We start from the raw sequence: 22,053 nt of genomic DNA, 5'->3' as shown, positions 1-22,053 counted from the left end.
TGACTCATGAGTAAGTTCTGGAGCCCACTTGCGGCATCGTTAGTGCCTTATGTGCCGGGCGAGCAGCCAAAGGACAAGCAATATATTAAGCTCAACACAAATGAAAACCCGTATCCGCCTTCACCGAAGGTGATTGAGGCGATCCAAGCGGCGGCAAATGAGGATTTGCGCTTATACCCTGATCCTACGAGCGGAGCGCTTGTGCAGTCGCTGGCTTCTTATTTTAAGGTTTCCCCAAGCCAGGTTTTTGTGGGCAATGGCTCCGATGAGGTGCTGGCGTTCGCTTTCGCGGCGTTCTTCGATCCTGCAAAGCCGGTGCTGTTTGCCGATATTACATACAGCTTCTACAAAGTGTATGCCGAGTTTTACGGGCTGCAGGCGGATTTAATTCCTCTGGATGAGCAGTTCCGTATACCTCTGGAGCCATTTAATACGCGTGAGAATGGCGGCATTGTCATTCCAAATCCGAATGCTCCGACAGCGATGCTTGTTCCGGTTGACGAGTTCCGCTCGATCCTTGAGCATAACCGCGATCAAGTGGTCATCATTGACGAGGCCTATATTGATTTCGGCGGCGAATCGGCCGTTAAGCTAGTTGCCGATTATCCGAATGTGCTCGTTATTCAGACGCTCTCAAAGTCGCGTTCGCTGGCTGGCTTGCGGGTTGGCTGGGCGATTGGTAGCGAGGAGCTTATCGATGGTCTTAACCGTGTGAAAAATTCGTTCAACTCCTATACGATCGATCGTTTAGCACTTGCGGGTGCTGTTGCGGCTATAGAAGATGAGGAATATTTCCAGGAGATTACAGTTAAGGTGAACCAGACTAGAGAACAGACGGCTGTGCGTCTGCAGGAACTCGGCTTTGTCGTGACCGATTCCACAGCCAATTTCCTGTTCATTTCCCACCCTGATCAAGCGGCGGAAACGATTTTTGGCAAGCTGCGCGAGCAGGGCGTACTCGTTCGATATTTCAAGCAGCCTCGCATTGATCAGTATTTGCGGGTAAGTATTGGTACGGATGAGGAAATGGACGTCTTTCTTAACGTAATCGCTGACATTGTAAAGCCGTAATGAGCGAGGAAAATCGTTCGCCGTTCGGTTTCGCTATGCGGAGGGTTATACTGCTTAGCTTAATTTTCTCGTTAATCGGCAATACTTTGTATTATGCGACGGCTTACAGCGTGACGATTTTGAATGGTGTATTCACTTTGCTGGTCCTGCTTGGCGTGCTTTATACGATAGCCATTGTTCGAAGCTTTGGCGGACACTATTGGTATTTCCCGCTATTTATTCCGGTGCTTTGGGTACCCATTACGGTCATTTTATCGTATGGGCTTGGGCTGTTGTTCCCTTTATCTGATGAAGTGACATCCAGAGGTTTGCTCGTTGTTTATATTCACGGGCTGAATTTATGCACGGTAGCGGCATCGGTTTTTATGGGAATGTTTGTTAAAGGCTTGCTTTACATTTTGGGTCGAATGAACAAGGAATAAAAGGCATATAAGCCTATTTCCTTTTTATTAAATTTTCGTGCTATAATGGTGACAAGTGACTGGTTCGGATCTTTTTAGTTTGATGTATATTAATCGTCGTCAGTCTTATAAAATAGGAGGATTATTTTGAATAACAGAACAGAAAACAAACTATCCATTTTTGCCTTGGGCGGCGTAGGTGAAATTGGGAAAAATATGTACGCAGTACAATACGCTAACGATATTATTGTCATTGATTGCGGTTCCAAGTTTCCCGATGAAGAGCTGCTGGGCATCGATATTATCGTGCCGGACATTTCTTATCTAATCGAGAACAAGGACAAGGTCAGAGCGCTGCTAATTACGCACGGCCATGAAGACCACATCGGTGGATTACCTTATATTTTGAAGCAGCTTAGCCTGCCTGTCTACGCAAGTCGTCTGACAATGGGACTGATCGAAGGTAAGCTGAAGGAAGCCGGCCTGCTGGGCGCAACGGAAAGACATTTGATTCATGCAGAATCCGAGCTGAAATTCGGGACGCTAACTGCAAGCTTTTTCCGTACGAACCACAGTATTCCGGATTCCCTCGGTGTTGTACTGGATACGCCTGAAGGTGTCGTTGTACACACAGGCGACTTCAAGTTTGATCAGACGCCGGTTAATGATCACCATGCTGATCTTCACCGCATGGCTGATATTGGCCGCAAAGGCGTACTGGCGCTTCTATCGGAGAGCACAAATGCAGAGCGTCCGGGCTTCACGCCTTCGGAAAGAAACGTCGGAGCGAACTTCATAGACGCTTTCCGCAAAGCAGAGCGCCGTGTTATCGTATCGACGTTCGCATCGAATGTATACCGCTTGCAGCAAGTTATTGACGCGGGTGTCGCAACGAACCGCAAGCTGGCGATTATTGGCCGCAGTATGGTCAATATGATTACGATTGCTTCTGAGCTAGGCTATTTGAATATTCCTGACGGTATGCTTATTGAAACGAATGAAGTGAACCGTTATGCTGACAATCAGGTCGTCATTTTGTGCACGGGCAGCCAAGGCGAGCCAATGTCGGCGCTTACGCGTATGGCACGTTCCAATCACCGCCAGATTGAAATTCTGGAAGGAGATACGGTCATTATTTCCGCTACGCCGATTCCGGGCAACGAGCGGAGCATTGGCCGTACTGTAGACGAGCTGTTCCGCCTTGGCGCGAACGTTATCTACGGTCAGGGCGCTGCTACAGGCATGCACGTATCCGGCCATGCCAGCCAAGAAGAGCTGAAGCTGATGCTTCATCTGATGGCTCCAAAATATTTCATTCCGATTCACGGCGAATACCGGATGCAGCTTCACCACAAGAAGCTTGCTGAAGCAGTAGGCGTCGCGAAGGAAAATATTTTCCTTGTCGATAACGGCGAGGTGGTCGAAATTGCAAATGGCCAAGCACGCAAAGCGGGCAAAGTTTCGTCCGGCAATACGTATATCGATGGCCTGGGCATTGGCGATGTCGGCAATATTGTTTTGCGCGATCGCAAGCATTTGTCGCAGGACGGCATTCTCGTTGTCGTAGTAACAATCAGCAAGCAGGATAAAACAATCAAGTCAGGTCCGGATATTATTTCGCGCGGTTTCGTCTATGTACGTGAATCGGAAGGTCTGCTCGACGAAGCAGGCCGCATTGTATCCCGCACCATTAATAAATCAATTAGCGACAACGTCAATCAATGGACGACGCTAAAATCTAATGTAAAAGACGCGCTCGGACGATTCTTATATGAGCAAACGAAAAGAAAGCCGATGATTCTTCCGATCATCATGGAAGTTTAATCGGCGCCTAACCAGTCCACTTCACTTTGCTTAGTGAGCCGATCATTGAATAGATTTATGAACAAGAAGACCGCATAACCGACCTGTTTCGACAGGTGGCTATGCGGTCTTCTGCTTTTCAATAACCTAGTTATTTAATAACGTTCCAATACAAGCTGTGTTTTCAGCCCGTCTGCTGGCACAAGCCAGCCCAGGCTGTTCAAGCTGTTGATTAGCGCGGTGCGGTTCGTATTAGCTACGCTGTATTCATCCGTTTTGAAGGAAATTTCCACGATTGGCTCTACGCCTGTACCCGCAGCATTGCGAATGGGCCAAATTTCAACGTCCACCTCAAGGCCATTCCACGTTCCTGTGTGCTTAGTTGTGAGAACAGGGCCGTAAGAGCGCGAGTTTTGCAGCTGCGTCTTGCCCCAATTGCTTGTTCCCCAGTTTTTCAGCTTGCCTGGCAGCTCGTCGAGCAGCATTTGGCGAGCTGCGGATTCGGATGGGAGTCCGAGTGCGCCATTCAAGGATTTAGTCACCTTTTTATCCACTGACATGCTTAGCGTCTGCTTGCTGTAGCCCCAATCGATCTCCGCCTTGTAATTGTCATCGGTGATGTCGAAGCCTTCTGTGTTGGCGAGCGTCAGCGCTGCATTGATGTTGCCATTTTGTACGGGATAGCGTTTTTTGTACGTGAGCTCGTAGTTGTTTTTATCCTCTTTTTTGCGAAAACGCGCATTCCAGCCTGCATCATCCAGACCAAGACTATTGGTATCGAAATATTCTACATTGGTTTGTCTCGAAGTGGTCAGATTGAACTGGGAGCTTACCGCGGAGGTTAGCGTTAAATTACTGTTCAACACTTGCGTGGAATCCAGCAGCAGCTTGACCTCGTAGGATGGGACCATATTTGCTTCCTGTTTTTTTGCCTGTACCGTCTCGGGCGCTTGGAACGCCGACAGCAGCAGCGTTGCGCTCAATACCATCGTGCCTGCTTTCGTTAACCAATGTTTCATTATCTCAGCTCCTCTTCATAATGGAAGTACAAGCTCTACTTTAGGGAGCTATTGTTCGTGAGGAATCAATAACGGAAACGATTTATGTTAATTTTTCCAATAATTAATGGATGGGGACGGAGAATTTTTAAAGCTTCTATGGAGGGTATCAATGAATTGTTCGGTCAGCCGGGAGTCATAACGGTCCTTGTTATAACAGCAATAAATCGAGCGCTGAAAGCGGGTATTAGGAATTTTGCGCATAAGCAGCTGCCCTTTCCGAACCTCCTCCTGCACGGAAAGCTCTGAAATAAAAGCAATGTGCCCGCCCTGCTGCACCGTCTGCTTGATGGCTTCGATCGAATCGAGCTCAATGGGCCCGATGAGGTCAATGCGGTGATTGTTCAGCCATCGCGTTGTCATTTCCCGTGTGCTGGACTGCTCGCCGTGCAGCACAAAATTTGCGGTTGCAATAAGCCCCGGATTAAGCGTTTCATAAGCAGCCAGATGATGAGTAGGGGCAAAAATAACGACCAGCTCATCTTCGCAAATGCTATGCGTGGACAAGGAGGGCTGCTCGAACGGCTCGGAGGAGATGAGGCCGAGATGAATGTCATGGTTCCACAGCTTTTCCTTAATAATAGGCGCGGGCTTCACCAGCACTGAAATCTCAATGCCCGGATGATGTTTTGAAAAATCGCTCAGCACCTCCGGCAGCACATAGGTGGCCGGGACGTAGCTCGCTCCAATGGTTAGCTTCCCGCGGGCAAGGCTGCCATATTCCATAACGACGCGCTCGGCCTCCTGCGCCAGCTTGTTGATGCGTACTGCATAATGAAGCAGCGCTTTGCCAGGCGCAGTCAGCAGCATTTTATCCGCCCGCGTCTCGAACAGCTTGACGCCCATTTCCTGCTCCAGGCTTTTCATATGATAGGTAATGGTCGGCTGCTTGAGATCCAGCTCGTGGGCAACGGGAGTAATTTTCTTATGCTTGTCGAGCAGCTCAATAATTTTCAGCTTCAATAAATTCACAGGCGGTTGCCTCCTACTTATTAGCGGATAAGTGTAAAGTTGTGGCGGAAAGGAGAAGTGAAATGAAAAGCTTGAACTGGAGAAGCGATAGCGTTCGCTTAAAGCTTTCCGTAGGAAAGCAGCATCGTAAGCATATGCTTTTAGCCTTGAATTTTTTCCTATGGAAAATTATTAATATAAATTCAAGGCTAATGGCGATCGGAAGTCAAGTTTTTCATGCAGCGTAGCCGCTTTTCTGCCACTACTTATAAAAGTAGCATAGAAAAATTCGATGAATGTTAAAACAAATCCACTAAAAAGTTAATCTTTCATTTACACAGCTCAAATAAACAACGAATAGTCGGGGGCTATACTGAGGTCAAGCTTAAAGCCTAGCGGACAAGGAAGCCTCGGCTGCCTGCTCCGCCAGTCATTTAATAGACAGGCAGGTTAATGCATATGGGACATATCGTAATGAATCATTTGGAAAAGTCTTTCGGCGCTGTTCAGGCGCTGCGGCCTTCCAGCTTATCGATTGCCAAAGGCAGCTTTACAACGCTGCTCGGCCCCTCGGGCTGCGGCAAAACGACGCTGCTGCGAATGCTCGCAGGACTTGAGACGCCGGATGGCGGCGAGATTCATGTGAATGGAGAGTGCTACTATTCCAAAGTGAAGCGGATCAATAAGCCAGCTCATCAAAGGCAATTCGGAATGGTGTTTCAAGATTTTGCGCTTTGGCCGCATATGACGGTGTTTGAAAATGTCGCCTTCGGCCTGCGCGCTGCCGGCATGAAGGCTGGTCTTCAGGATGCGGTGCTAGGTGCGCTCCAGACCGTCCGTCTTGGGGGTATGGAGAAGCGTTATCCCCATCAATTGTCCGGCGGACAGCAGCAGCGTGTCGCATTTGCGAGAGCGATCGTCATGAAGCCGCAGCTCGTGCTGTTCGACGAGCCGCTCAGCGCACTGGATGCACTGCTGCGCGATGAAATGCGGGCAGAGCTGCTCCATCTGGTGAAGGAAGCGGGTGTGACGGCGCTTTACGTCACCCATGACCAGACGGAGGCGATGAGCATGTCGGATGAGGTTGTTGTGCTGCAAGGCGGCGAGATTTTGCAGCAAGGGACGCCGGAGCAAATTTACAGCGCCCCAGAGCATCCCTTCGTCGCCCGCTTTATCGGCAAGTCCAATTGGCTGATGAAGGACAAGTGGATGCTGCGGCCGGAGCATGTGCGCTTTCGCGAGGCGCATGCTGAGGATCATCGCTTCGAGGCGGAGGTGCGGCATGCCAGCTACATGGGCGACCGCTATGAGGTAGAGCTTGAGATGCAGGAGAATCTGGGCACTTGGACGGCCTACTCGCCGTCAAGGCTGCTCGTTGGCGATAAGGTGCAAGTTTACGCCTCGCCGGAGCATGTGCACGAAGTGGTGTCATAAACGAGTGGGTTATATGTTTTACAAATAAAAATGAGAACAATCGGGAGGCCCTACCAATGAAATTAGCTAAAAAAGGCATGATGCTTGCTTTAACCGCATTTATGGGAGTCAGCTTGGCAGGCTGCGGAACAGCAGCAAGCAATGGACAAGCAAGCAGTGAAGCGTCTGCGTCACCTTCGGCACCAGCCGCTTCTACAGCAGCAGAGCAGCCGCAGCAAACAGAGGTTAAACTGAGCGGCAGCGTAGTCGTTTACAGCGCAGGGCCAGAAGGGCTTGCGAACAAAATAAAGGAAGGCTTTGAAGCGAAGACTGGCGTGAAGGTCGAGATGTTCCAAGGCGCAACGGGCAAAATTCTTGCCCGCATGGAAGCGGAGAAATCCAATCCAGCGGTTGATGTGCTTGTGCTTGCTTCACTTCCGGCGATGCAGGGATTGAAAGAGGAAGGCATTTTGATGAGCTATCCGGATGCGGCTAATGCGGACAAGCTGATTGCCGACTGGTCGGATAAAGACGGGCAATATTTCAGCTACAGCGCCTCTGCGCTTGGCATTGTGTACAATACGAAGCTCGTACAGACGCCTCCTGCTTCATGGGCGGATCTGGCTAAGCCGGAGTGGAAGGACAAGGTCAACATTCCCGATCCATCGTTGTCTGGCTCGGCACTTGATTTTATTTCCGGCTACTTGAGCGCATCAGGCGATAGCGGCTGGTCGCTATTCGACAGCTACAAGCAAAACGGCGTAGCGATGGCAGGCGCGAATCAAGAAGCGCTTGATCCGGTTATTACAGGAGCGAAATCTGTTGTAGCCGCCGGCGTTGATTACATGGCGTACAAAGCGAAAGCGGCTGGCGAGCCGGTTGATATTGTTTATCCAAAAGAGGGCAGCGTTATTAGCCCGCGTCCGGCTGCCATTGTCGGCACGACCAAAAATGCCGACAATGCCAAAGCTTTTATCGATTATCTGCTTTCCGATGATGCTCAGAAAATGGTTACTGGCGCATATTTGCTCCCAGGCCGCTCGGATGTGGAAGCGAAGGACCGTGCAAGTGTGGCCGAAATTCCTACCTTTAAGGTGAACTGGCAGTGGATGAACGAAAATAGCGACAGCGTGACGACGAAGTTTACCCAATTGTTTAAATAAAGCGAACACCAGCCGCCTGATATCTGCTGCCCTAAGGCATCAGGTATCAGGCGGTGCTGGCAATAGACAGGTAATAGATAGGTGGTCTGACGATGCAATCCTCTTTGTTCAAAAACTATGTTTGGCTCGGCATGGGACTGGCGCTGGCTCTTCTCGGGATGCTGGTGCTCGCGCCGCTGCTGATCGTATTCGGCACGAGCTTATATACCGACCAGAAGCTGGATTTGCTGGCACCGCTGCAAATTATTAGGCAGAGCGAGCTTAGCGAGGTGCTGTTTAACTCGATTTGGCTGGGATTATGCGTCATCGCGGCGACGACGGTGCTTGCTTTCCCGCTGGCTTGGGTTATGGCGAAGACGCCGCTGCGCCGCCATAAGTGGCTGGATATCGTGCTGCTCATCCCCTTCATGACGCCGCCTTACATTGGATCGATGGGCTGGATGCTGTTCATGCAGACGAATGGCTACATGGAGCAATTCATTCCGGCATCCTCGGCCATTACCCCCGCCTTCTTCAGCTTTGGCGGCATGGTGGCGATTATGAGCCTGCATTTATTTCCGTTTCTGTATTTGCTGCTGCGCAATGCGCTGCTGCAAATCGGCGGAAGCATGGAGGAAGCGGCAGCGGTACATGGCGGCGGCTTCCTGTACCGCTTGCGGCGCATCGTGCTGCCGCTGCTCTTGTCCAGCTACGTCATGGGCAGCCTGCTCATTTTTGTAAAAACGATTGCCGAGTTCGGCACGCCCGCGACCTTTGGCCGCAAAATCGGCTTTTACGTCATGACCTCGGAAATCCATAAATATATTTCCAGCTGGCCGATTGATTTTGGCAAGGCAACTTCCCTTGCTTCGGTGCTGCTCGCGGCTTGCCTTGTGATGTGGTACATCCAAAGCACGATTAGCAGCCGCTTTTCCTATCGTTTAGTCGGCGGCAAGGGCGCCATCAAGCAGACAGCGACGATGAGCCGCTGGGGCCGGATATTGTGCTGGCTGTACATTGCGGTACTGCTCATTGCCTCCATCGGCATTCCTTATTTTTCGATTATTACGGCATCCCTCTTGAAGCTGCGCGGCGTCGGCCTCGCATGGGACAATTTGACGCTTCAGCATTACGTGGAGCTGCTTACGCCGGGGTCTTCCAGTCTGGATGCGCTATTGAACAGCTTCGGCCTGTCGATTGTCGCTTCCACGATTGCCGTCGTGCTGGGCACATGGTTCGCCCTGACGGTGCAGCGTTCGCGTACGCCGGGACAGAAGCTGGTTGATCTGTTCAGCTTGCTGCCGAATACAGTGCCGGGCATCGTTATCGTCGTAGGCTTGATTTTGTTATGGAATGCGAAGTGGATGCCGATTCCGCTTTACAATACATACGGCATGGTGGTGCTAACGTATGTCATCTTGTTCTTGCCTTACACTGTGCAATATGTGAAAGCGAGCTACGGGCAAATCGATCCGATGCTGCTGCAGGCGGGCCAAGTGTTTGGAGGGCGCAAGCTATATGTGCTGCGGCGAATTCTGCTGCCGCTGCTGCTGCCCGGCATGCTGGCGGGCTGGATGATGACGTTCACAATATCCAATCGGGAGCTGGTGGCGTCGCTGCTCGTCCTGCCGCCGTCGATGAAAACGTCGGCGACCTATATTTTTGCCCAGTTTGAGCAGGGAGAGGTGTCGATGGGGATGGCGATGGCCGTCATAACGGTCGGCGTCACAACCATACTGCTGCTGGCGATGAATGTTTTTAGCTCACAACAGAAAGTGGAATAGCTGATGATGCAACTGACCATATGGGGTGGAGCGGGCGAACATGGACGCTCCAGCTATTTGCTGCAATATAAAGACGAAGCGGTGTTGCTGGACTGCGGCGGGAAAAAAGAAGGCGGCGGACAATATCCGCTCATTAGCCCGGAAGTGATTCCGCAGCTGAAAGCGGTATTCTTATCGCATGCGCATGAGGATCATTCCATGGCGCTGCCGCTGCTGTATAAGCTTGGTTATGAAGGTGAAGTATGGACGAGCCGCGTGACAGCGCAGCAGCTTCCGGGTTATTTTCAGGCGTGGAATCGTTATGCCCGCTCACAGGCTGCCGAGCTCCCTTATGGGGATGAGCATATTGCGGCTATCCGCTATGCCTATTTGGAGGAGCGATCCACCGCTGATGAATGGAGCAGCGTGTTCCCTGGCCTGCGCCTAAAATGGGGGCGCAGCGGGCATTTGCCAGGCGCGGTATGGCTGGCGCTTGATTGGCATGGCAAGCTGGTGTATTTCTCAGGCGATTATACTGCCGAATCGGGCTTGCTTGCGGCAGATGAGCCGCGGCTCGGAGCGATTGGCGGGGGCAGAGAAGGGGCGGATGCCGCCCACCGTCCGATTTCAGAGACAAGATGTATCGCCGATTTGGCGATCATCGACGCAGCGTACGGGGCGAATCCGGATTCGCAGGCAGTTCGGCTGGCGGAGCTGGAACGGGAGACCGAGGTGGTGCTGCGGGCACAGGGCTCAGTGCTTTATCCGGTGCCGACGAGCGGGAGAGGGCAGGAGCTATTGGTGTGGGCGAGCGAGCGCTTCCCAGAGGTGCAGCTTATCGTAGAGCGGGCGTTGATGGAGCCGCTCCAACAGCTGGCTGCACTGCCGGAATGGCTGGGCGGCGGAGCGCTGGCTCGTATGGAGGCGCTGCTGGCGAGTGGTAGGCTTGCGATTGTCGCAAGCGAAGAGGAGCGCTTAAGGGCGCTTGCCTGCAAGGGCAGTGCCCTGATTTTTACGAATGATGGCATGATGCAGTCAGAAGTTGCGCGGTGGTACTACCAGCAGCTTGCGGGTGCCGCCCACCATGCCGTATTGCTGACCGGACATCTCGCTGCAGGCTCTTATGGCGAGGTGGCACTGCGGAGCAGCGAGGACAGTGGCGGCAGTGGGAGTAGCCCGTCGCGCTACCGGCTATCCGTGCAGCATATCCGCTATAAGGTGCATCAGGGCCTGCCGGATGTCCGCCAGATGCTGGAGCGGGTGCCTAGCCGCGCCACTGTGCTAGCGCATGCGGTTAAGCCAAGAACCGACGGGCTGCTTGCGGTGTTGAAGGAAGAGGGCTATGAGGGCGTTTATTCGCTGAGTCCGGGGGATCGGTTGATTTTTTAAATGGAAAATAGAAAACAGCAGGGATTCACGGCGCTAAAATGTCGTAATGAATCCCTGCTGTTTTTTGCTGTCTGCTAAAGTATTCAGGCACGCTGTAATTGGGGAATATTATTTACAAGTTAGATACAAGCTGGACGTAGTCTTGAGATATCCGCTTTATATACTGTATTCATCAGGGAGGACGCAGCAGCGGCAAACGAGGAGGGACAGCAGTAGCGTCCTATAATTGAAATTATAAAAATAGAGATAAAACAAAAAATCGGAGTATTCAAAAGGAGATCATAAAAATGAAAAACAACATGAAAAAAGGTATCGTATCGATGGTAGTTGTTGGAATGACATTGACGGGCGCAGCAGGCGTATATGCTGGAGCTAGCCTCCAAAAAATTTCAGCCTATTTGAATGGCAATATTAGTGTCAAAGTCGACGGAGCTGCTTATACCCTTAAAGATGAGAACGGCCACAAGCTTTCGCCAATTATGTATCAGGATAAAATGTATCTGCCTGTCCGCTCGCTTGCCGGAGCGCTCCATACACCGATTCAATATGATTCGAAAAACAATCAGGTGCTGATTGGCAAAGGGCAGCAAGCATCCGAGCAGTATGTGGAGGTTAAATACAGCGATGCGCAAATAAAAGCGATCAAGAAGGATTTCGCTGCATTTGATGGCTTCGAAACGGCATATGCACCTAAGCAGATGGCAGCCGGAGATGCTTTTGTCAAATCGTTTGCTGGCGGCGACGGGGTTAGTGTAATTTTCAACCATATGAACGTCAACGTATCTCCAAGAGACTACTCGGAAGGTTATGAAAGCAAGGAGGTCGTGCTGTCGAACGGGGTAAAAGCAAAATGGTATACGCCGAGCGATCTGCCAATGCTTAGCTTCCAGCTCGATGACCGTACGATCACCATCAGCTCCCCTGACCAAGTGCTGACTCAGGCGCAAATGGAAAAAATCGCAGTGAGCGTAGCAAAACTATAAGATTGACGAGGATAACAAACGCCTCGCCATAGGAATATTGGAATATAGGAATAAAGAAGTCCTCCCTGCTGCTTCCAAGCGGCAGGGGGCTTTTTTTGTATATAAAGGTAAACGCCGCCGCAATTGTGTGTACAGGATGGAAGGAGGAGCGGGGACGATTTGCTTCTTCTAAAGCCTGCAGCCTTGACTTTTAGATAAAGGCGTCATACAATATTGAAAGACTAACTAACGTTCGTTAGGTAAAAAGAATGATTGCCGAAAGGTGAATGAGGCTATGAAAAAGGACACCATACAAGTGCCAGCATCAAAAGCAACGGCAGAGCGTCTTAAGCATGCTGCCTTGACGATCTTTACCGAATTTGGCTACGAAGGAACGTCGATGTCCGATATCGCCAAGGCGGTTCAGATTAAGACGCCATCTATCTATGCTCATTTTAAGTCGAAGGAGCAGCTTTTTTTAGAGCTTTGCGCGGATGTTATTGCCGAAGAGGGCATGAAATTTGAGGAGCTTATGGAGCAATCGCAAGGCAGGCCTGTTTTGGAGCGGCTGCGCGAGGTGTACGATTTTTTCACGGACTTTCCGCATTTGACGGTCGGCCAATGGTTTCTGAAACGGATGATGCTAATGCCGCCCAAGCATTTGCAGCAGCAGTTCCGCGTCGATTTTTTGGAGCATGAGCAGCGGGTGGACGCTATTGTGGGCGCATTATTTTTGGAGGGGCAGCAGGCAGGCATTTTTCCTCAGCGGGATGTGGAGAATATGATTGCGGTGTTTTATACGCTGCTGGATGGTTTGCTCGTGGCGAATCAGATTTATGAACAGTCGGTATTCAGCTCGCGCAAGCAGACCGTATGGGAAATGCTAGAGAAAGACTGGACGACAGCTTAGTCATCTTGGCTTCATTGCAAGTTAACAGGGGGAGATTAATATGAAAGCTTGGCTTTATGTCATACTCGGTGGCATATTTGAAGTATTCTGGACCTTCGGTCTTAAATATTCGAAAGGATTTACAGACCCGCTAATAAGCGTCATTACAGTCATTTTAATTATTATTAGCTTTGTGCTGTTCGCCCGTTCCATGCAATTGCTGGAAATTGGCACGGCTTATGCGGTATTTACCGGAATTGGTACGGCGGGTACGGTCGTGTTCGGCATTTTGGTATTAGGCGAGTCTGCGGATATTAAACGCCTGCTGCTGGTCGGCACGCTGATCATCGGCATTATCGGACTTAAGCTCGTATCCAGCGAAAAGCCGAAGCAGGAGCAGGCATCTGATGGATCGGCGCCGGAAGCGCTGAAATCAGCACCGCTCGTGCAGGGAAGGGGCGGAAAATAAAATGGCATGGATTTTTCTTATTATTTCCGGCCTTGGCGAGGTCGGCGGCGTCACATTCATGAAGCTGTCGGATGGCTTTAAACGGTGGAGAGGGACGGTTGGAGCGATTATTTTCGGCTTCATCAGCTTCTACTTCCTGTCGCGGTCGCTTCAGGACATTCCGATCAGTACCGCATACGGCATTTGGACGGGAATCGGCTCGGTCGGCAGCGTCATTCTGGGGATGATTTTTTTCGGAGAATCACGCGATTGGCGTAAAATCTTCTTCGTCCTCATGATTATTGGCAGCGTCATTGGCCTCAAGCTGGTAGGTTAATAGTTGCGATATGGATAATAATAGACCATAAACCTAAAGAAGGAGAGCGATCCTATGTCGCTCTTCTTTTCTTTTCGCCGTTTCCGATTTAAAATAATAGAATAGAGTATAGACATGGTGAGAGAGGCAGGCACAAGGTATGGAAGAGAAACGGCTGGAGAAATGGATTGAGATGACCGAACGGACGCTGCTTGCAGGCGTGAAGCTCCAAAGCATTAACCATGGCGAGCCCGTTCAAGTGAATGTATTGCCGGAAGGCTGGGAGCTGCTTGGGGCGGGAAATTATGCTGGTGTATTCGTTCATCGGGATGCGCAGGATATAGCCGTGAAGGTGTATGCGCCGGGCAGGGAAGGCTGGGAAGCGGAAAGGGAAGTTTATCGCCGTTTGGGTAATCATCCTGCATATTCCACCTGCTACCATGCATCCAAAAGCAATGATCTGGAATATTTGATGCTGCGCAGGCTTGAAGGGAAAACGCTATACAAGTGTGTGCTTGAGGGTGTAATCATCGAGGACCGCATTATTGCGGAAATTGATGCAGCTTTGGATTACGCTCGTGAGCAGGGACTGTTTCCACATGATGTTCATGGCAAAAATGTAATGGTATCGAGCGATGACCGCGGCCTTGTCGTGGATGTATCCGATTTTCTTAAAGAAGAGCCTTGCATGATGTGGGATGACTTGAAAAAAGCGTACAACCGGATTTACATGCCGTTTCTATCCAAACATTCCATGCCTGTGCCTGAGTGGGTCATGAATGGTGTCCGCAAAGGCTATCGCTGGGTGCGTTCTTCATCCAGATAGCTCTGCGCGGCCGGGCAGCCGCATCCATCGATGCGTGCCCGGCCCGCGCCTGTGCTTAAGGTTCGGCGTCGAAAGCGTCCAACTGGTGCTGAGCGGCTTCAACGTCCTTTTTAAGCACGTGAAGCCTTTTTAAATTGCCTTCAAGAGTAACTTTTGCCTTAATGCCGCTTGCCTTCAAATGAGCCTCCAATCGGTCAATGATATCCGCCCTAGAACCGCTTTCGGTTCTGATGGCAACCCACCGCCGCCACAGCAGCCCCATCCTATGCACCTCCGAGTTCTGCACAGATTATCCGTTCAAGCTATATATATTCCGGTTCCTCCCGCTGCCATGACAGATTTATTCAAAGGGCCGAAGGATAAGCTTGCATTTGCCGGAAGCGGCATTATAAGCTTTCCAGAAATGACATGACATAGTATACTAGGTGGATATGTATAATTACGACATCGTCCCAGTACGACCAAATAGATGCTGAAGGTGAATGTATAATGGAAGGCATGAACGCTTTAAAGCCTAGATATGAACAAATGTATCTGATGCTGCGCGAAAAGATTCAAATCGGAGATTATACGGTCGGTGACCGCATCCCTTCGGAGAAGGAGCTGATGGAGGAATTTTCAGTCAGCCGGATTACCTCCAAGAAAGCACTGGATATGCTCGTTCAGGACGGCTATATTATGCGTCAGCCGGGCCGCGGCTCTTTCGTTATCGAGCATGCCATTCAGGAACAGGTGGAAGCTCCTCCTGCTCAAGATCCAGTGGCTGCTGCTGCTCGTACACAGCAAGTTGTATTAGGGCTCATTATGGAGGATTTTAGCGACAGCTATGGCAAGGAAATGCTGTCGGAGATGGAACGGACGGCACAGGCGCTCGGCGTTTATTTGATGCTGCGCATCTCTTTTTCCCAGCCCGATGTTGAGGAGAAGGCGATTCAAATGCTTCGCCAATACGGGGTAGATGGCTTGATTATTTATCCGACGCGCGGGCAAAACTTCAGCCCGGAAATTTTGAAGCTGGTCATAGATAAATTCCCGCATGTGCTGGTTGACCGTTATTTGAAATGGACGGACACAACGGCAATCAGCTCAGACAATGTGGAAGCGACGAAAATGGGTGTACAGCATTTGTTTAATCACGGGCATCGCCATATTGGGCTGCTTGCTTCGCGGGTGACGGATAATGTAGCGATTGAGGAACGGATTGAGGGGTTTGTGCAGGCGCATGCCGAAGGCGGTATTTTGCTGGACCGCTCGTCCTGGCTGACCGATATGAACTGGACGTCCAATGACAATTCCAGCAGCCACCTCATCGATAAATATGTGAAAATCATTCAGCAGATGCTGCGCGAGCATCCCCGAATTACCGCATTGTTTGCGATGGAATATGAGCTGGCGCTCATCGCGAAGGAAGCGGTAGAAAAGATGGGCCTGCAAATTCCACAGCAAATTTCGATTATTTGCTTTGATAGCCCGCAGAGCACGTCGGCGCTGTATCCGTTCACGCACTTGGAGCAGAATGAGAAGGAGATTGGCCGCCTCGCCGTCAATAATGTTCTGGAACTTATTCAAGGCGCCACGCTCCCAAGCAAAATATCGCTGCAAGTAAAGCTTGTCCCTGGCAAATCGACAGGGTCAGCACCCCAATAGAAAAACGGGCTGCTGGGCAGGTTGTATATGCTTTGCATATTTTCTGGCTTATTTGAGAAACTAAATACCAGCATATAGATGGACAAAGCCCTTCTGTCAACCGAGACAGCAAGGGTTTTCTGCTATATATCGTTATGCCTTATGGGCTCGAATTGGAGCTGTGTCTAGCAGAATGATTAGTATGCTATTTGTTTATAAATAATATAACATAGTATATTGACATACCATGAAATATAGATTAATATCGGTACATAAACCTCTTGAAAGCGCTTAATAGAAAGGGATGTATGAAATGACTGAAGTAATGGAAACGCTGCCGACATCGGTGCAGTCGTTAATCCAGGAAGTAGAAGGAAAGCTGGGTTCCCGTACGAAGCTGGCCCGCATGTTTGCAAATTGTTTCTCCAATACGTTAACAACGACGTTGAAGCCTCAGCCTGACGGTGCTATTTTCGTCATTACGGGTGATATTCCGGCGATGTGGCTCCGGGATTCCGCGGCGCAGGTTCGTCCGTACTTAATTTTAGCGAATGAAGATGCCGAGATGGCCCGTTTAATTGAAGGCGTTGTCAAACGGCAAATTCAACATATATTGCAGGACCCTTATGCGAATGCGTTTAATGAGCACGCCAACAGCAAGGGGCATCAGAAGGATCTAACGGAAATGTCTCCTTGGCTATGGGAGCGCAAATATGAAATTGATTCGCTCTGCTATCCGATTCAGCTTGCTTATCTTCTTTGGAAGACGACTGGAACTACAGCGCATTTGGACGAGGCATTTAAAGAAGCCTGCTCCAGCATTTTGCGGGTGTGGAGAACAGAGCAGAACCATGATCAGCAATCGAGCTATCGTTTCCAAAGAACGGATTGCCCGCCGTCGGACACGCTGCTTAATGAAGGCAAAGGCACGCCAAGCGCAGTAACGGGAATGACCTGGTCGGGCTTCCGACCAAGCGACGATGCTTGTGACTACGGCTACCTCATTCCTTCGAACATGTTTGCAGTCGTTGTGCTGGATTATATGGCGGAAATGGCGGTTGAAGTGCTTGGCAATCAAGTGCTGGCGAAGCAGGCGGTTGCTCTCCGTCAGGAAATTCAATCCGGTATCGAAGAGTATGCAACGGTCGAGCATGAGCAGTTCGGGAAAATTTTCGCTTACGAAACAGATGGTCTTGGCGGCTACAATCTGATGGATGATGCGAATGTGCCAAGCTTGCTGTCCCTTCCTTACCTCGGCTGCTGCAAGCTGGATGATCCGATATATTTGAATACAAGACGCTTCGTGCTGAGCGAGGATAATCCTTATTATTTCAAAGGTACGGCGGCGCAAGGAATTGGCAGCCCTCATACCCCGGAAAACTATATATGGCACATTTCGCTGGCTATGCAAGCGCTGACTTCACAAGATGAGGCAGAGGTTGAACGGCTGCTGAACGTGCTGGAAAGCACGGATGCTGGAACTGATTTTCTGCATGAAGGCTTTCATAAAGATGATCCAAGCGAGTATACGCGCGAATGGTTCTCTTGGGCCAATGCCTTGTTTAGCGAATTGATTTTGACGTATTGCGGCTTTAAGGTTCCATCGAGCATGAATGCTCGTTCAATATAGGAACAAATAATAAGCGTAACAGACGGACAATAAGGGGAGCGATCAAGATGGCAGGTAAAAAAACAATTCTGGCAGGTACGGTTGCAGCTTTAACTGTATTCACTGCAGCATGTTCAGGAAATGCAGGTACAAATAGCACGGAGGGCGCAGAAGCAACTTCCGCATCCGGAGCAACAAAGACGGTTAAAGTTGCTTATGGCAAATGGAATGAGACGGATAACTGGGGCAAGTGGCTGACTAGCGTGAAGGCTGATTTTGAAAAAGCGAACCCTGGCGTTACCGTTGAGCTGCAGCCGATTGAAGGCTCGCAATATGCAACGAAAATTCCACTGCTCATGATGGATGGAAAAACGGCGCCTGAGGTGCTTGCTGAAGATTCCTTCATGATTAATGCCGACAGCGAAGCCGGCTACCTTGAGCCGCTTGCTGTGGATGCATGGGAAGATTGGAGCAAATTCAACGAAGGTATTAAAGCGGCTGTAACAGGCACGGACAGCAAAATTTATGGTGTGCCTTTCTCTACTGACGTTCGCGGCTTGTACTACAACAAAGAGCTGTTCAAGCAAGCAGGTCTGCCTGTGCCTTGGGAGCCTAAGAGCTGGGATGAAGTGCTGAGCGCTTCCCGCACCATTAAGTCCAAGCTGCCAGACATTATTCCTTTCTGGATGAACTCTGGTAAAGCAGGCCAAGAAGCAACAACGATGCAAACGTTCGAAATGCTGCTTTACGGAACAGACGATACACTTTATGAAGATGGCAAATGGGTTACACAAAGCCCGGGCATTTTGAGCTCGCTGAACTTCATTCACTCCATCTACTCCGAGGGCATGGGTCCAAAAATGTCTCAAGTACTGACTGCACAAGCAGGTCAAGTATTGGAGACAGATCTGATGCCGAATCAAAAGGTAGCAATCGTCCTGAACGGCAACTGGCTGACAGGCAACTGGTCGGCAAGCGGCGGCAAGCCTTGGCCGGAAGCGCTTGATGTATATGACTTCGTGAAAATGCCGACAGAAAAAGGCCAAGATCCTGGCTTCACATCGATGTCTGGCGGCTGGACGCTTAGCGTTGGCGCGAAATCCGCTGAGAAAGAGCTGGGCTTCGAATTTATTAAAATGGCAACTAATGAACAGCACAACAAAGAGTTCGCTATGCTGGACGGCGCTTTAACGCCTCGTACCGACGTTGCGGCTGACACAGAATACACGGGCCAGCCTGGCACGCTGTATGGCGTAGCTGCTGAATTTATTACGTACACGCACGTTCGTCCTACTAATGCGAATTATCCAGCAGTATCGACTTCCATTCAAGAAATGGTTGAAAAAGTGGCATCGGGCTCACTTGCTCCTGAAGCCGCCATGCAAGAATATGCAAAAAGCGTAGAAAGAACAGTCGGCGCTGATAAAGTAGCGGCGAAGTAGCACACAGCTGGGAAGCCGATTGTTGCTTAACAACAATCGGCTTGTCTTTTTCAAATTCAGTCAGGAGGATACCAGATGGAAGCGATAAACTCGCGATTTCCCAAAGCGAAAAGGAAAGGGAACGGCGGTGAAAAGTGGAGGGCGGCGCTATTCTTATCGCCTAGCTGGCTGCTGCTTTTACTCTTTTTCTTCGTGCCGGCAGTTTTAACTTTTTATTTCGCATTTACAAATATGGCTTTGACCGGAGCGGCAGCAGCGAATACGCAGTTTGTTGGATTCCAAAACTTCACGAATATGTTTCAGGATGCGACATTCCGCACTTCTGTAGGCAACACCATCCTATTCCTCATTTTCTCGGCCGTTATTGGCCAGCAAGTTATGGGCTTTCTTATTGCGTTTCTAATGAATGGCAGAAACCGCGTATTCCGCAGTGTTGTCGGCTCCATCGTTATTTCTGGCTGGGTAGCGCCGGAAGTGGTATGCGCATTTGTTTGGTTCGCTTTTCTGAATGATACGGGAACGGCTAATGCATTCATTCAAGGCATCGGCTTTGAACCTATAGCTTGGCTGTACACATTCCCGATGGTATCCGTTATTATTGCAAACGTATGGCATGGAACAGCCTTCTCGATGATGGTATTCCAGGCTGCACTGGGCGACGTGCCTAAAGAGGTTGAGGAAGCGGCAATGATTGATGGCGCTTCGGCTTGGCAAAGACTTATCCGCATTACCATTCCAATGATCAGCGGTTCTGTTGTAACGAATATGGTACTCGTAACACTTCAAACATTAGGCTCCTTCACGCTTATTTATGCGTTGACAGGTGGCGGTCCGGGAAATGCAACGGAGACGCTGCCAATCTATATGTATCATCAGGCCTTCGTCAACTATCAGCTTGGCTACGGCACAGCTATTTCGCTTGTTCTGCTGTTGATCGGTATTGTTGCCAGTCTGTTGTATATGAAGCTTCTAAAAGTGAAGCTGTAAGCCATGCGCAAAGCTTGGATAATGGTTTATTAAAAGGAGGACGCGAGAATGAGCAGCAACGTACGCAAGCGCCCCAGAATGAATCGGTTTATGGTCGGCCGGGTGCTTCCTTATATTATTTTGAGTTTTATCGCTTTATTGTTCCTGCTTCCTATGTTGTGGCTCGTATTGGCTTCCTTCGATGGAGCCGCAACCCTTGCTTTGAAGGTGCCTGATGAGGTAACGCTAAGCAATTATACGTCTACGCTAGCGAGCTCTGACAATCAGCGCTCTTTCGGCAATGGCTTGCTGCTGGCGCTTGGACAAGCACTGCTTGTCGTCACTGCGGCAGGGCTGGCGTCTTACCCGCTGTCACGTTATCAGCTGAGGTATAAACGCCCGTTTATGTATGTAATCCTGTTCGCAACAGGCTTGCCGATTACGGCGGTTATGGTTCCGGTGTATCAATTTTTCCTGTTTATGGAAATTCAAGATTCCTTGTTTTTCACCATTTTGTTCTTGGCTGCATCCGCACTGCCATATTCCATCTGGATGATGAAAAACTTCATGGATTCCGTGCCTTTGGAGCTGGAGGAGGCTGCTTGGGTGGACGGCGCGTCCATCTGGACGACGCTTCGCCTAGTCGTTGCGCCACTGATGCTGCCAGGTATTTTCACAGTAGGCATTTTCGCTTTTGCTGGCAGCTGGGGGAACTTCCTCGTTCCGTTTATTTTGCTGCAAAGCCCACAGAAGCTTCCTGCTGCCGTGACCATTTACCAATATTTTGGGCAAAATGGCATCGTGCAATACGGAAAGCTGGCCGCCTTCTCGATCATTTACACGATCCCTGCAGTCGCGCTGTATGTGTTCGGCCAACGCTTTATGTCCCAAGGCTTTAGCTTTGGCGGGGCGAATAAGGGTTAATACAAAGTAGTAATTTTAAATGAAAAAGCGGCAAGTCCCTCCACTTAATTGGAGGGGCTTGCCGCTTTTTTTGAGATAATCGTATTTTAGCGTCCTAAGTGATTTTTTTCATGTTTAAGATTTCAGACTCAGTAAGACCGGATGCTTTAGCAATAATATGCGCTTCAACTCCAAGAGCTATAAGCTCGGAAGCGATCTCGGTTGCTTTTTTTCGCTCGCCACGGGCCTCCCCTTCTGCTAAAGCGCCTTCAATCATGGAAGCCTCATCGTGCAAATATTTTTGCCTATCTTCATACAAGCGGCGCGCTTCTGTATCCTGACTAAGGAACTCAAGTGTATTCATAGCTTTCTTTAATACAGGATCGTTCATGGTGAGCACCTCCCAATTGGATTTATTCGTACTCTTTAGAAAAAGGAGCCAATTAACCAATCCGCCATTTTCAACAGGTACAGCGAGGTCATCAAGTTTAGGCAATTCTAAAAAATGCAGTTCTATATCATCGATTAAGGAGATGCCACTGCGATCTTCTCGAAGATGAAATACGTTATGATACTGTTCGTTAGGTAAAAATGAGTAATTAAGTATATTAATTGTGACACATTTTTTGAGCAGTTTATAAGATTGACCTTCTTGCAATTGTCCGTTGTAGAGCTTGCTCCAATAAAAAAGAGTGCGTTTCTCAGTATCATATTTATTAAATAATTGCATTTCAACATTGATTAGTTCACCTTCGGCAGTTTTGCCTCGAATATCTAATATCGATTGTTTATCTCGCGGAGCATCTTTCTCTGTATAGGGATTAAGAAGAGTAATTTCCGTTAATGGTGGCTTTCCTGCTTCTGTAAAGGTCCGGTTAAGGAAGGCAAGCAGTACATCTCTGTTCTCTTCGCTACCAAAAATACGTTTAAACAAGAAGTCATTTCGAGGGTTAAGCAGTTCCGCCATCAATAATCAACTCCGTTCGATACGTTAATATCTATTATATCACGTTGCCGACAGGCTAGACATCCCTGCAGCAAGCCGCTTCATCGCGCCTTCAGCCACAGCAATAGG

Annotated in this window: 21 protein-coding genes; 17 read left to right on the top strand and 4 right to left on the bottom strand. The window is 49.6% G+C overall.

Going from position 1 to position 22,053, the window contains the following annotated elements; all coding sequences use genetic code 11:
- The first annotated feature begins 6 nt into the window (after window positions 1–6).
- The 3 genes from hisC (at window position 7) to AC50YG_RS17715 (ending at window position 3,296) form a co-directional block, all read left to right on the top strand.
- A complete protein-coding gene (hisC, locus tag AC50YG_RS17725; protein ID WP_494828258.1) occupies window positions 7–1,071 on the top strand; it encodes a histidinol-phosphate transaminase in 1,065 nt (354 codons plus the stop codon).
- Window positions 1,071–1,493, top strand: coding sequence for a hypothetical protein (locus AC50YG_RS17720; protein ID WP_494828257.1), 423 nt, complete (start codon window positions 1,071–1,073; stop codon window positions 1,491–1,493). Before hisC ends, AC50YG_RS17720 begins: the two co-directional genes overlap by 1 nt.
- A gap of 126 nt (window positions 1,494–1,619) precedes the next feature.
- Window positions 1,620–3,296, top strand: a complete 1,677-nt coding sequence (locus AC50YG_RS17715) for a ribonuclease J (protein ID WP_494828256.1) — start codon at window positions 1,620–1,622, stop codon at window positions 3,294–3,296.
- A gap of 134 nt (window positions 3,297–3,430) precedes the next feature.
- Here AC50YG_RS17715 and AC50YG_RS17710 read toward each other — a convergent pair whose 3' ends face one another.
- Window positions 3,431–4,294: a hypothetical protein gene (locus AC50YG_RS17710; RefSeq protein ID WP_494828255.1), complete on the bottom strand. Its 864-nt coding sequence runs from the start codon at window positions 4,292–4,294 to the stop codon at window positions 3,431–3,433.
- 87 nt (window positions 4,295–4,381) lie between these two features.
- On the bottom strand, window positions 4,382–5,305 hold the full coding sequence (locus AC50YG_RS17705; RefSeq protein WP_494828254.1) for a LysR substrate-binding domain-containing protein: 924 nt from the start codon (window positions 5,303–5,305) through the stop codon (window positions 4,382–4,384).
- Window positions 5,306–5,743: 438 nt separating this feature from the next.
- On the opposite strand from AC50YG_RS17705, the gene AC50YG_RS17700 reads away from it, so the two are divergent.
- From AC50YG_RS17700 to AC50YG_RS17660, 9 genes are all read left to right on the top strand, one after another.
- Window positions 5,744–6,718, top strand: coding sequence for an ABC transporter ATP-binding protein (locus AC50YG_RS17700; RefSeq protein WP_494828253.1), 975 nt, complete (start codon window positions 5,744–5,746; stop codon window positions 6,716–6,718).
- Window positions 6,719–6,774: 56 nt separating this feature from the next.
- The gene (locus tag AC50YG_RS17695) at window positions 6,775–7,860 is read left to right on the top strand and encodes an ABC transporter substrate-binding protein (protein ID WP_494828252.1); all 1,086 of its coding nucleotides are present in this window, start codon (window positions 6,775–6,777) and stop codon (window positions 7,858–7,860) included.
- Window positions 7,861–7,952: 92 nt separating this feature from the next.
- Window positions 7,953–9,623 (top strand): ABC transporter permease, encoded by a 1,671-nt coding sequence (locus tag AC50YG_RS17690; protein WP_494828251.1) that lies wholly within the window; start codon window positions 7,953–7,955, stop codon window positions 9,621–9,623.
- 3 nt (window positions 9,624–9,626) lie between these two features.
- Window positions 9,627–10,991 (top strand): MBL fold metallo-hydrolase, encoded by a 1,365-nt coding sequence (locus tag AC50YG_RS17685; protein WP_494828250.1) that lies wholly within the window; start codon window positions 9,627–9,629, stop codon window positions 10,989–10,991.
- 287 nt (window positions 10,992–11,278) lie between these two features.
- A complete protein-coding gene (locus AC50YG_RS17680; protein WP_494828249.1) occupies window positions 11,279–11,974 on the top strand; it encodes a stalk domain-containing protein in 696 nt (231 codons plus the stop codon).
- A 274-nt stretch (window positions 11,975–12,248) separates the two neighbouring features.
- Window positions 12,249–12,863: a TetR/AcrR family transcriptional regulator gene (locus AC50YG_RS17675; protein ID WP_494828248.1), complete on the top strand. Its 615-nt coding sequence runs from the start codon at window positions 12,249–12,251 to the stop codon at window positions 12,861–12,863.
- Between the two features lie 40 nt (window positions 12,864–12,903).
- Window positions 12,904–13,311: a DMT family transporter gene (locus AC50YG_RS17670; protein ID WP_473756150.1), complete on the top strand. Its 408-nt coding sequence runs from the start codon at window positions 12,904–12,906 to the stop codon at window positions 13,309–13,311.
- Between the two features lies 1 nt (window position 13,312).
- Entirely contained in the window at window positions 13,313–13,627 is a 315-nt protein-coding gene (locus tag AC50YG_RS17665; RefSeq protein ID WP_341279950.1) for a DMT family transporter, read from the top strand.
- Window positions 13,628–13,766: 139 nt separating this feature from the next.
- On the top strand, window positions 13,767–14,432 hold the full coding sequence (locus AC50YG_RS17660; RefSeq protein WP_494828247.1) for a serine/threonine protein kinase: 666 nt from the start codon (window positions 13,767–13,769) through the stop codon (window positions 14,430–14,432).
- Between the two features lie 55 nt (window positions 14,433–14,487).
- Here the strand turns inward: AC50YG_RS17660 and AC50YG_RS17655 are convergent, their stop codons facing one another.
- Complete coding sequence (locus AC50YG_RS17655) at window positions 14,488–14,694, bottom strand: hypothetical protein (protein ID WP_341279948.1); 207 nt, start codon at window positions 14,692–14,694, stop codon at window positions 14,488–14,490.
- Between the two features lie 227 nt (window positions 14,695–14,921).
- Between AC50YG_RS17655 and AC50YG_RS17650 the strand changes: the two genes are divergently transcribed.
- The 5 genes from AC50YG_RS17650 to AC50YG_RS17630 all read left to right on the top strand — a co-directional run bounded on the left by AC50YG_RS17650 (window position 14,922) and on the right by AC50YG_RS17630 (window position 20,999).
- Complete coding sequence (locus AC50YG_RS17650; RefSeq protein WP_494828246.1) at window positions 14,922–16,079, top strand: GntR family transcriptional regulator; 1,158 nt, start codon at window positions 14,922–14,924, stop codon at window positions 16,077–16,079.
- 292 nt (window positions 16,080–16,371) lie between these two features.
- A complete protein-coding gene (locus AC50YG_RS17645) occupies window positions 16,372–17,688 on the top strand; it encodes a glycoside hydrolase family 125 protein (RefSeq protein WP_494828245.1) in 1,317 nt (438 codons plus the stop codon).
- 47 nt (window positions 17,689–17,735) lie between these two features.
- Entirely contained in the window at window positions 17,736–19,109 is a 1,374-nt protein-coding gene (locus tag AC50YG_RS17640; RefSeq protein ID WP_494828244.1) for an extracellular solute-binding protein, read from the top strand.
- 75 nt (window positions 19,110–19,184) lie between these two features.
- Window positions 19,185–20,096 (top strand): carbohydrate ABC transporter permease, encoded by a 912-nt coding sequence (locus AC50YG_RS17635; RefSeq protein WP_341279944.1) that lies wholly within the window; start codon window positions 19,185–19,187, stop codon window positions 20,094–20,096.
- A gap of 48 nt (window positions 20,097–20,144) precedes the next feature.
- A complete protein-coding gene (locus tag AC50YG_RS17630) occupies window positions 20,145–20,999 on the top strand; it encodes a carbohydrate ABC transporter permease (RefSeq protein ID WP_473756144.1) in 855 nt (284 codons plus the stop codon).
- A 94-nt stretch (window positions 21,000–21,093) separates the two neighbouring features.
- On the opposite strand, the gene AC50YG_RS17625 is transcribed toward AC50YG_RS17630, so the two are convergent.
- Window positions 21,094–21,945 carry an Rpn family recombination-promoting nuclease/putative transposase gene (locus tag AC50YG_RS17625; RefSeq protein WP_494828243.1) on the bottom strand — a complete coding sequence of 284 codons (852 nt, stop codon included), beginning with the start codon at window positions 21,943–21,945 and terminating at the stop codon, window positions 21,094–21,096.
- Window positions 21,946–22,053 lie beyond the last annotated feature (108 nt).

It is taken from the genome of Paenibacillus sp. J31R34, assembly GCF_059383715.1.
Note: the sequence above shows the minus strand (reverse complement) of the source record. Positions and strands in the feature narration are given on the sequence as shown.

What these genes read in the sequence shown, in the direction of transcription:
- hisC (WP_494828258.1), top strand. Translation starts at nt 7, where the DNA reads ATGAGTAAGTTCTGGAGCCCACTTGCGGCATCGTTAGTGCCTTATGTG.
- AC50YG_RS17720 (WP_494828257.1), top strand. Translation starts at nt 1,071, where the DNA reads ATGAGCGAGGAAAATCGTTCGCCGTTCGGTTTCGCTATGCGGAGGGTT.
- AC50YG_RS17710 (WP_494828255.1), bottom strand. Translation starts at nt 4,294, where the DNA reads ATGAAACATTGGTTAACGAAAGCAGGCACGATGGTATTGAGCGCAACG.
- AC50YG_RS17700 (WP_494828253.1), top strand. Translation starts at nt 5,744, where the DNA reads ATGGGACATATCGTAATGAATCATTTGGAAAAGTCTTTCGGCGCTGTT.
- AC50YG_RS17695 (WP_494828252.1), top strand. Translation starts at nt 6,775, where the DNA reads ATGAAATTAGCTAAAAAAGGCATGATGCTTGCTTTAACCGCATTTATG.
- AC50YG_RS17690 (WP_494828251.1), top strand. Translation starts at nt 7,953, where the DNA reads ATGCAATCCTCTTTGTTCAAAAACTATGTTTGGCTCGGCATGGGACTG.
- AC50YG_RS17685 (WP_494828250.1), top strand. Translation starts at nt 9,627, where the DNA reads ATGATGCAACTGACCATATGGGGTGGAGCGGGCGAACATGGACGCTCC.
- AC50YG_RS17680 (WP_494828249.1), top strand. Translation starts at nt 11,279, where the DNA reads ATGAAAAACAACATGAAAAAAGGTATCGTATCGATGGTAGTTGTTGGA.
- AC50YG_RS17675 (WP_494828248.1), top strand. Translation starts at nt 12,249, where the DNA reads ATGAAAAAGGACACCATACAAGTGCCAGCATCAAAAGCAACGGCAGAG.
- AC50YG_RS17670 (WP_473756150.1), top strand. Translation starts at nt 12,904, where the DNA reads ATGAAAGCTTGGCTTTATGTCATACTCGGTGGCATATTTGAAGTATTC.
- AC50YG_RS17665 (WP_341279950.1), top strand. Translation starts at nt 13,313, where the DNA reads ATGGCATGGATTTTTCTTATTATTTCCGGCCTTGGCGAGGTCGGCGGC.
- AC50YG_RS17660 (WP_494828247.1), top strand. Translation starts at nt 13,767, where the DNA reads ATGGAAGAGAAACGGCTGGAGAAATGGATTGAGATGACCGAACGGACG.
- AC50YG_RS17655 (WP_341279948.1), bottom strand. Translation starts at nt 14,694, where the DNA reads ATGGGGCTGCTGTGGCGGCGGTGGGTTGCCATCAGAACCGAAAGCGGT.
- AC50YG_RS17650 (WP_494828246.1), top strand. Translation starts at nt 14,922, where the DNA reads ATGGAAGGCATGAACGCTTTAAAGCCTAGATATGAACAAATGTATCTG.
- AC50YG_RS17645 (WP_494828245.1), top strand. Translation starts at nt 16,372, where the DNA reads ATGACTGAAGTAATGGAAACGCTGCCGACATCGGTGCAGTCGTTAATC.
- AC50YG_RS17640 (WP_494828244.1), top strand. Translation starts at nt 17,736, where the DNA reads ATGGCAGGTAAAAAAACAATTCTGGCAGGTACGGTTGCAGCTTTAACT.
- AC50YG_RS17635 (WP_341279944.1), top strand. Translation starts at nt 19,185, where the DNA reads ATGGAAGCGATAAACTCGCGATTTCCCAAAGCGAAAAGGAAAGGGAAC.
- AC50YG_RS17630 (WP_473756144.1), top strand. Translation starts at nt 20,145, where the DNA reads ATGAGCAGCAACGTACGCAAGCGCCCCAGAATGAATCGGTTTATGGTC.
- AC50YG_RS17625 (WP_494828243.1), bottom strand. Translation starts at nt 21,945, where the DNA reads ATGGCGGAACTGCTTAACCCTCGAAATGACTTCTTGTTTAAACGTATT.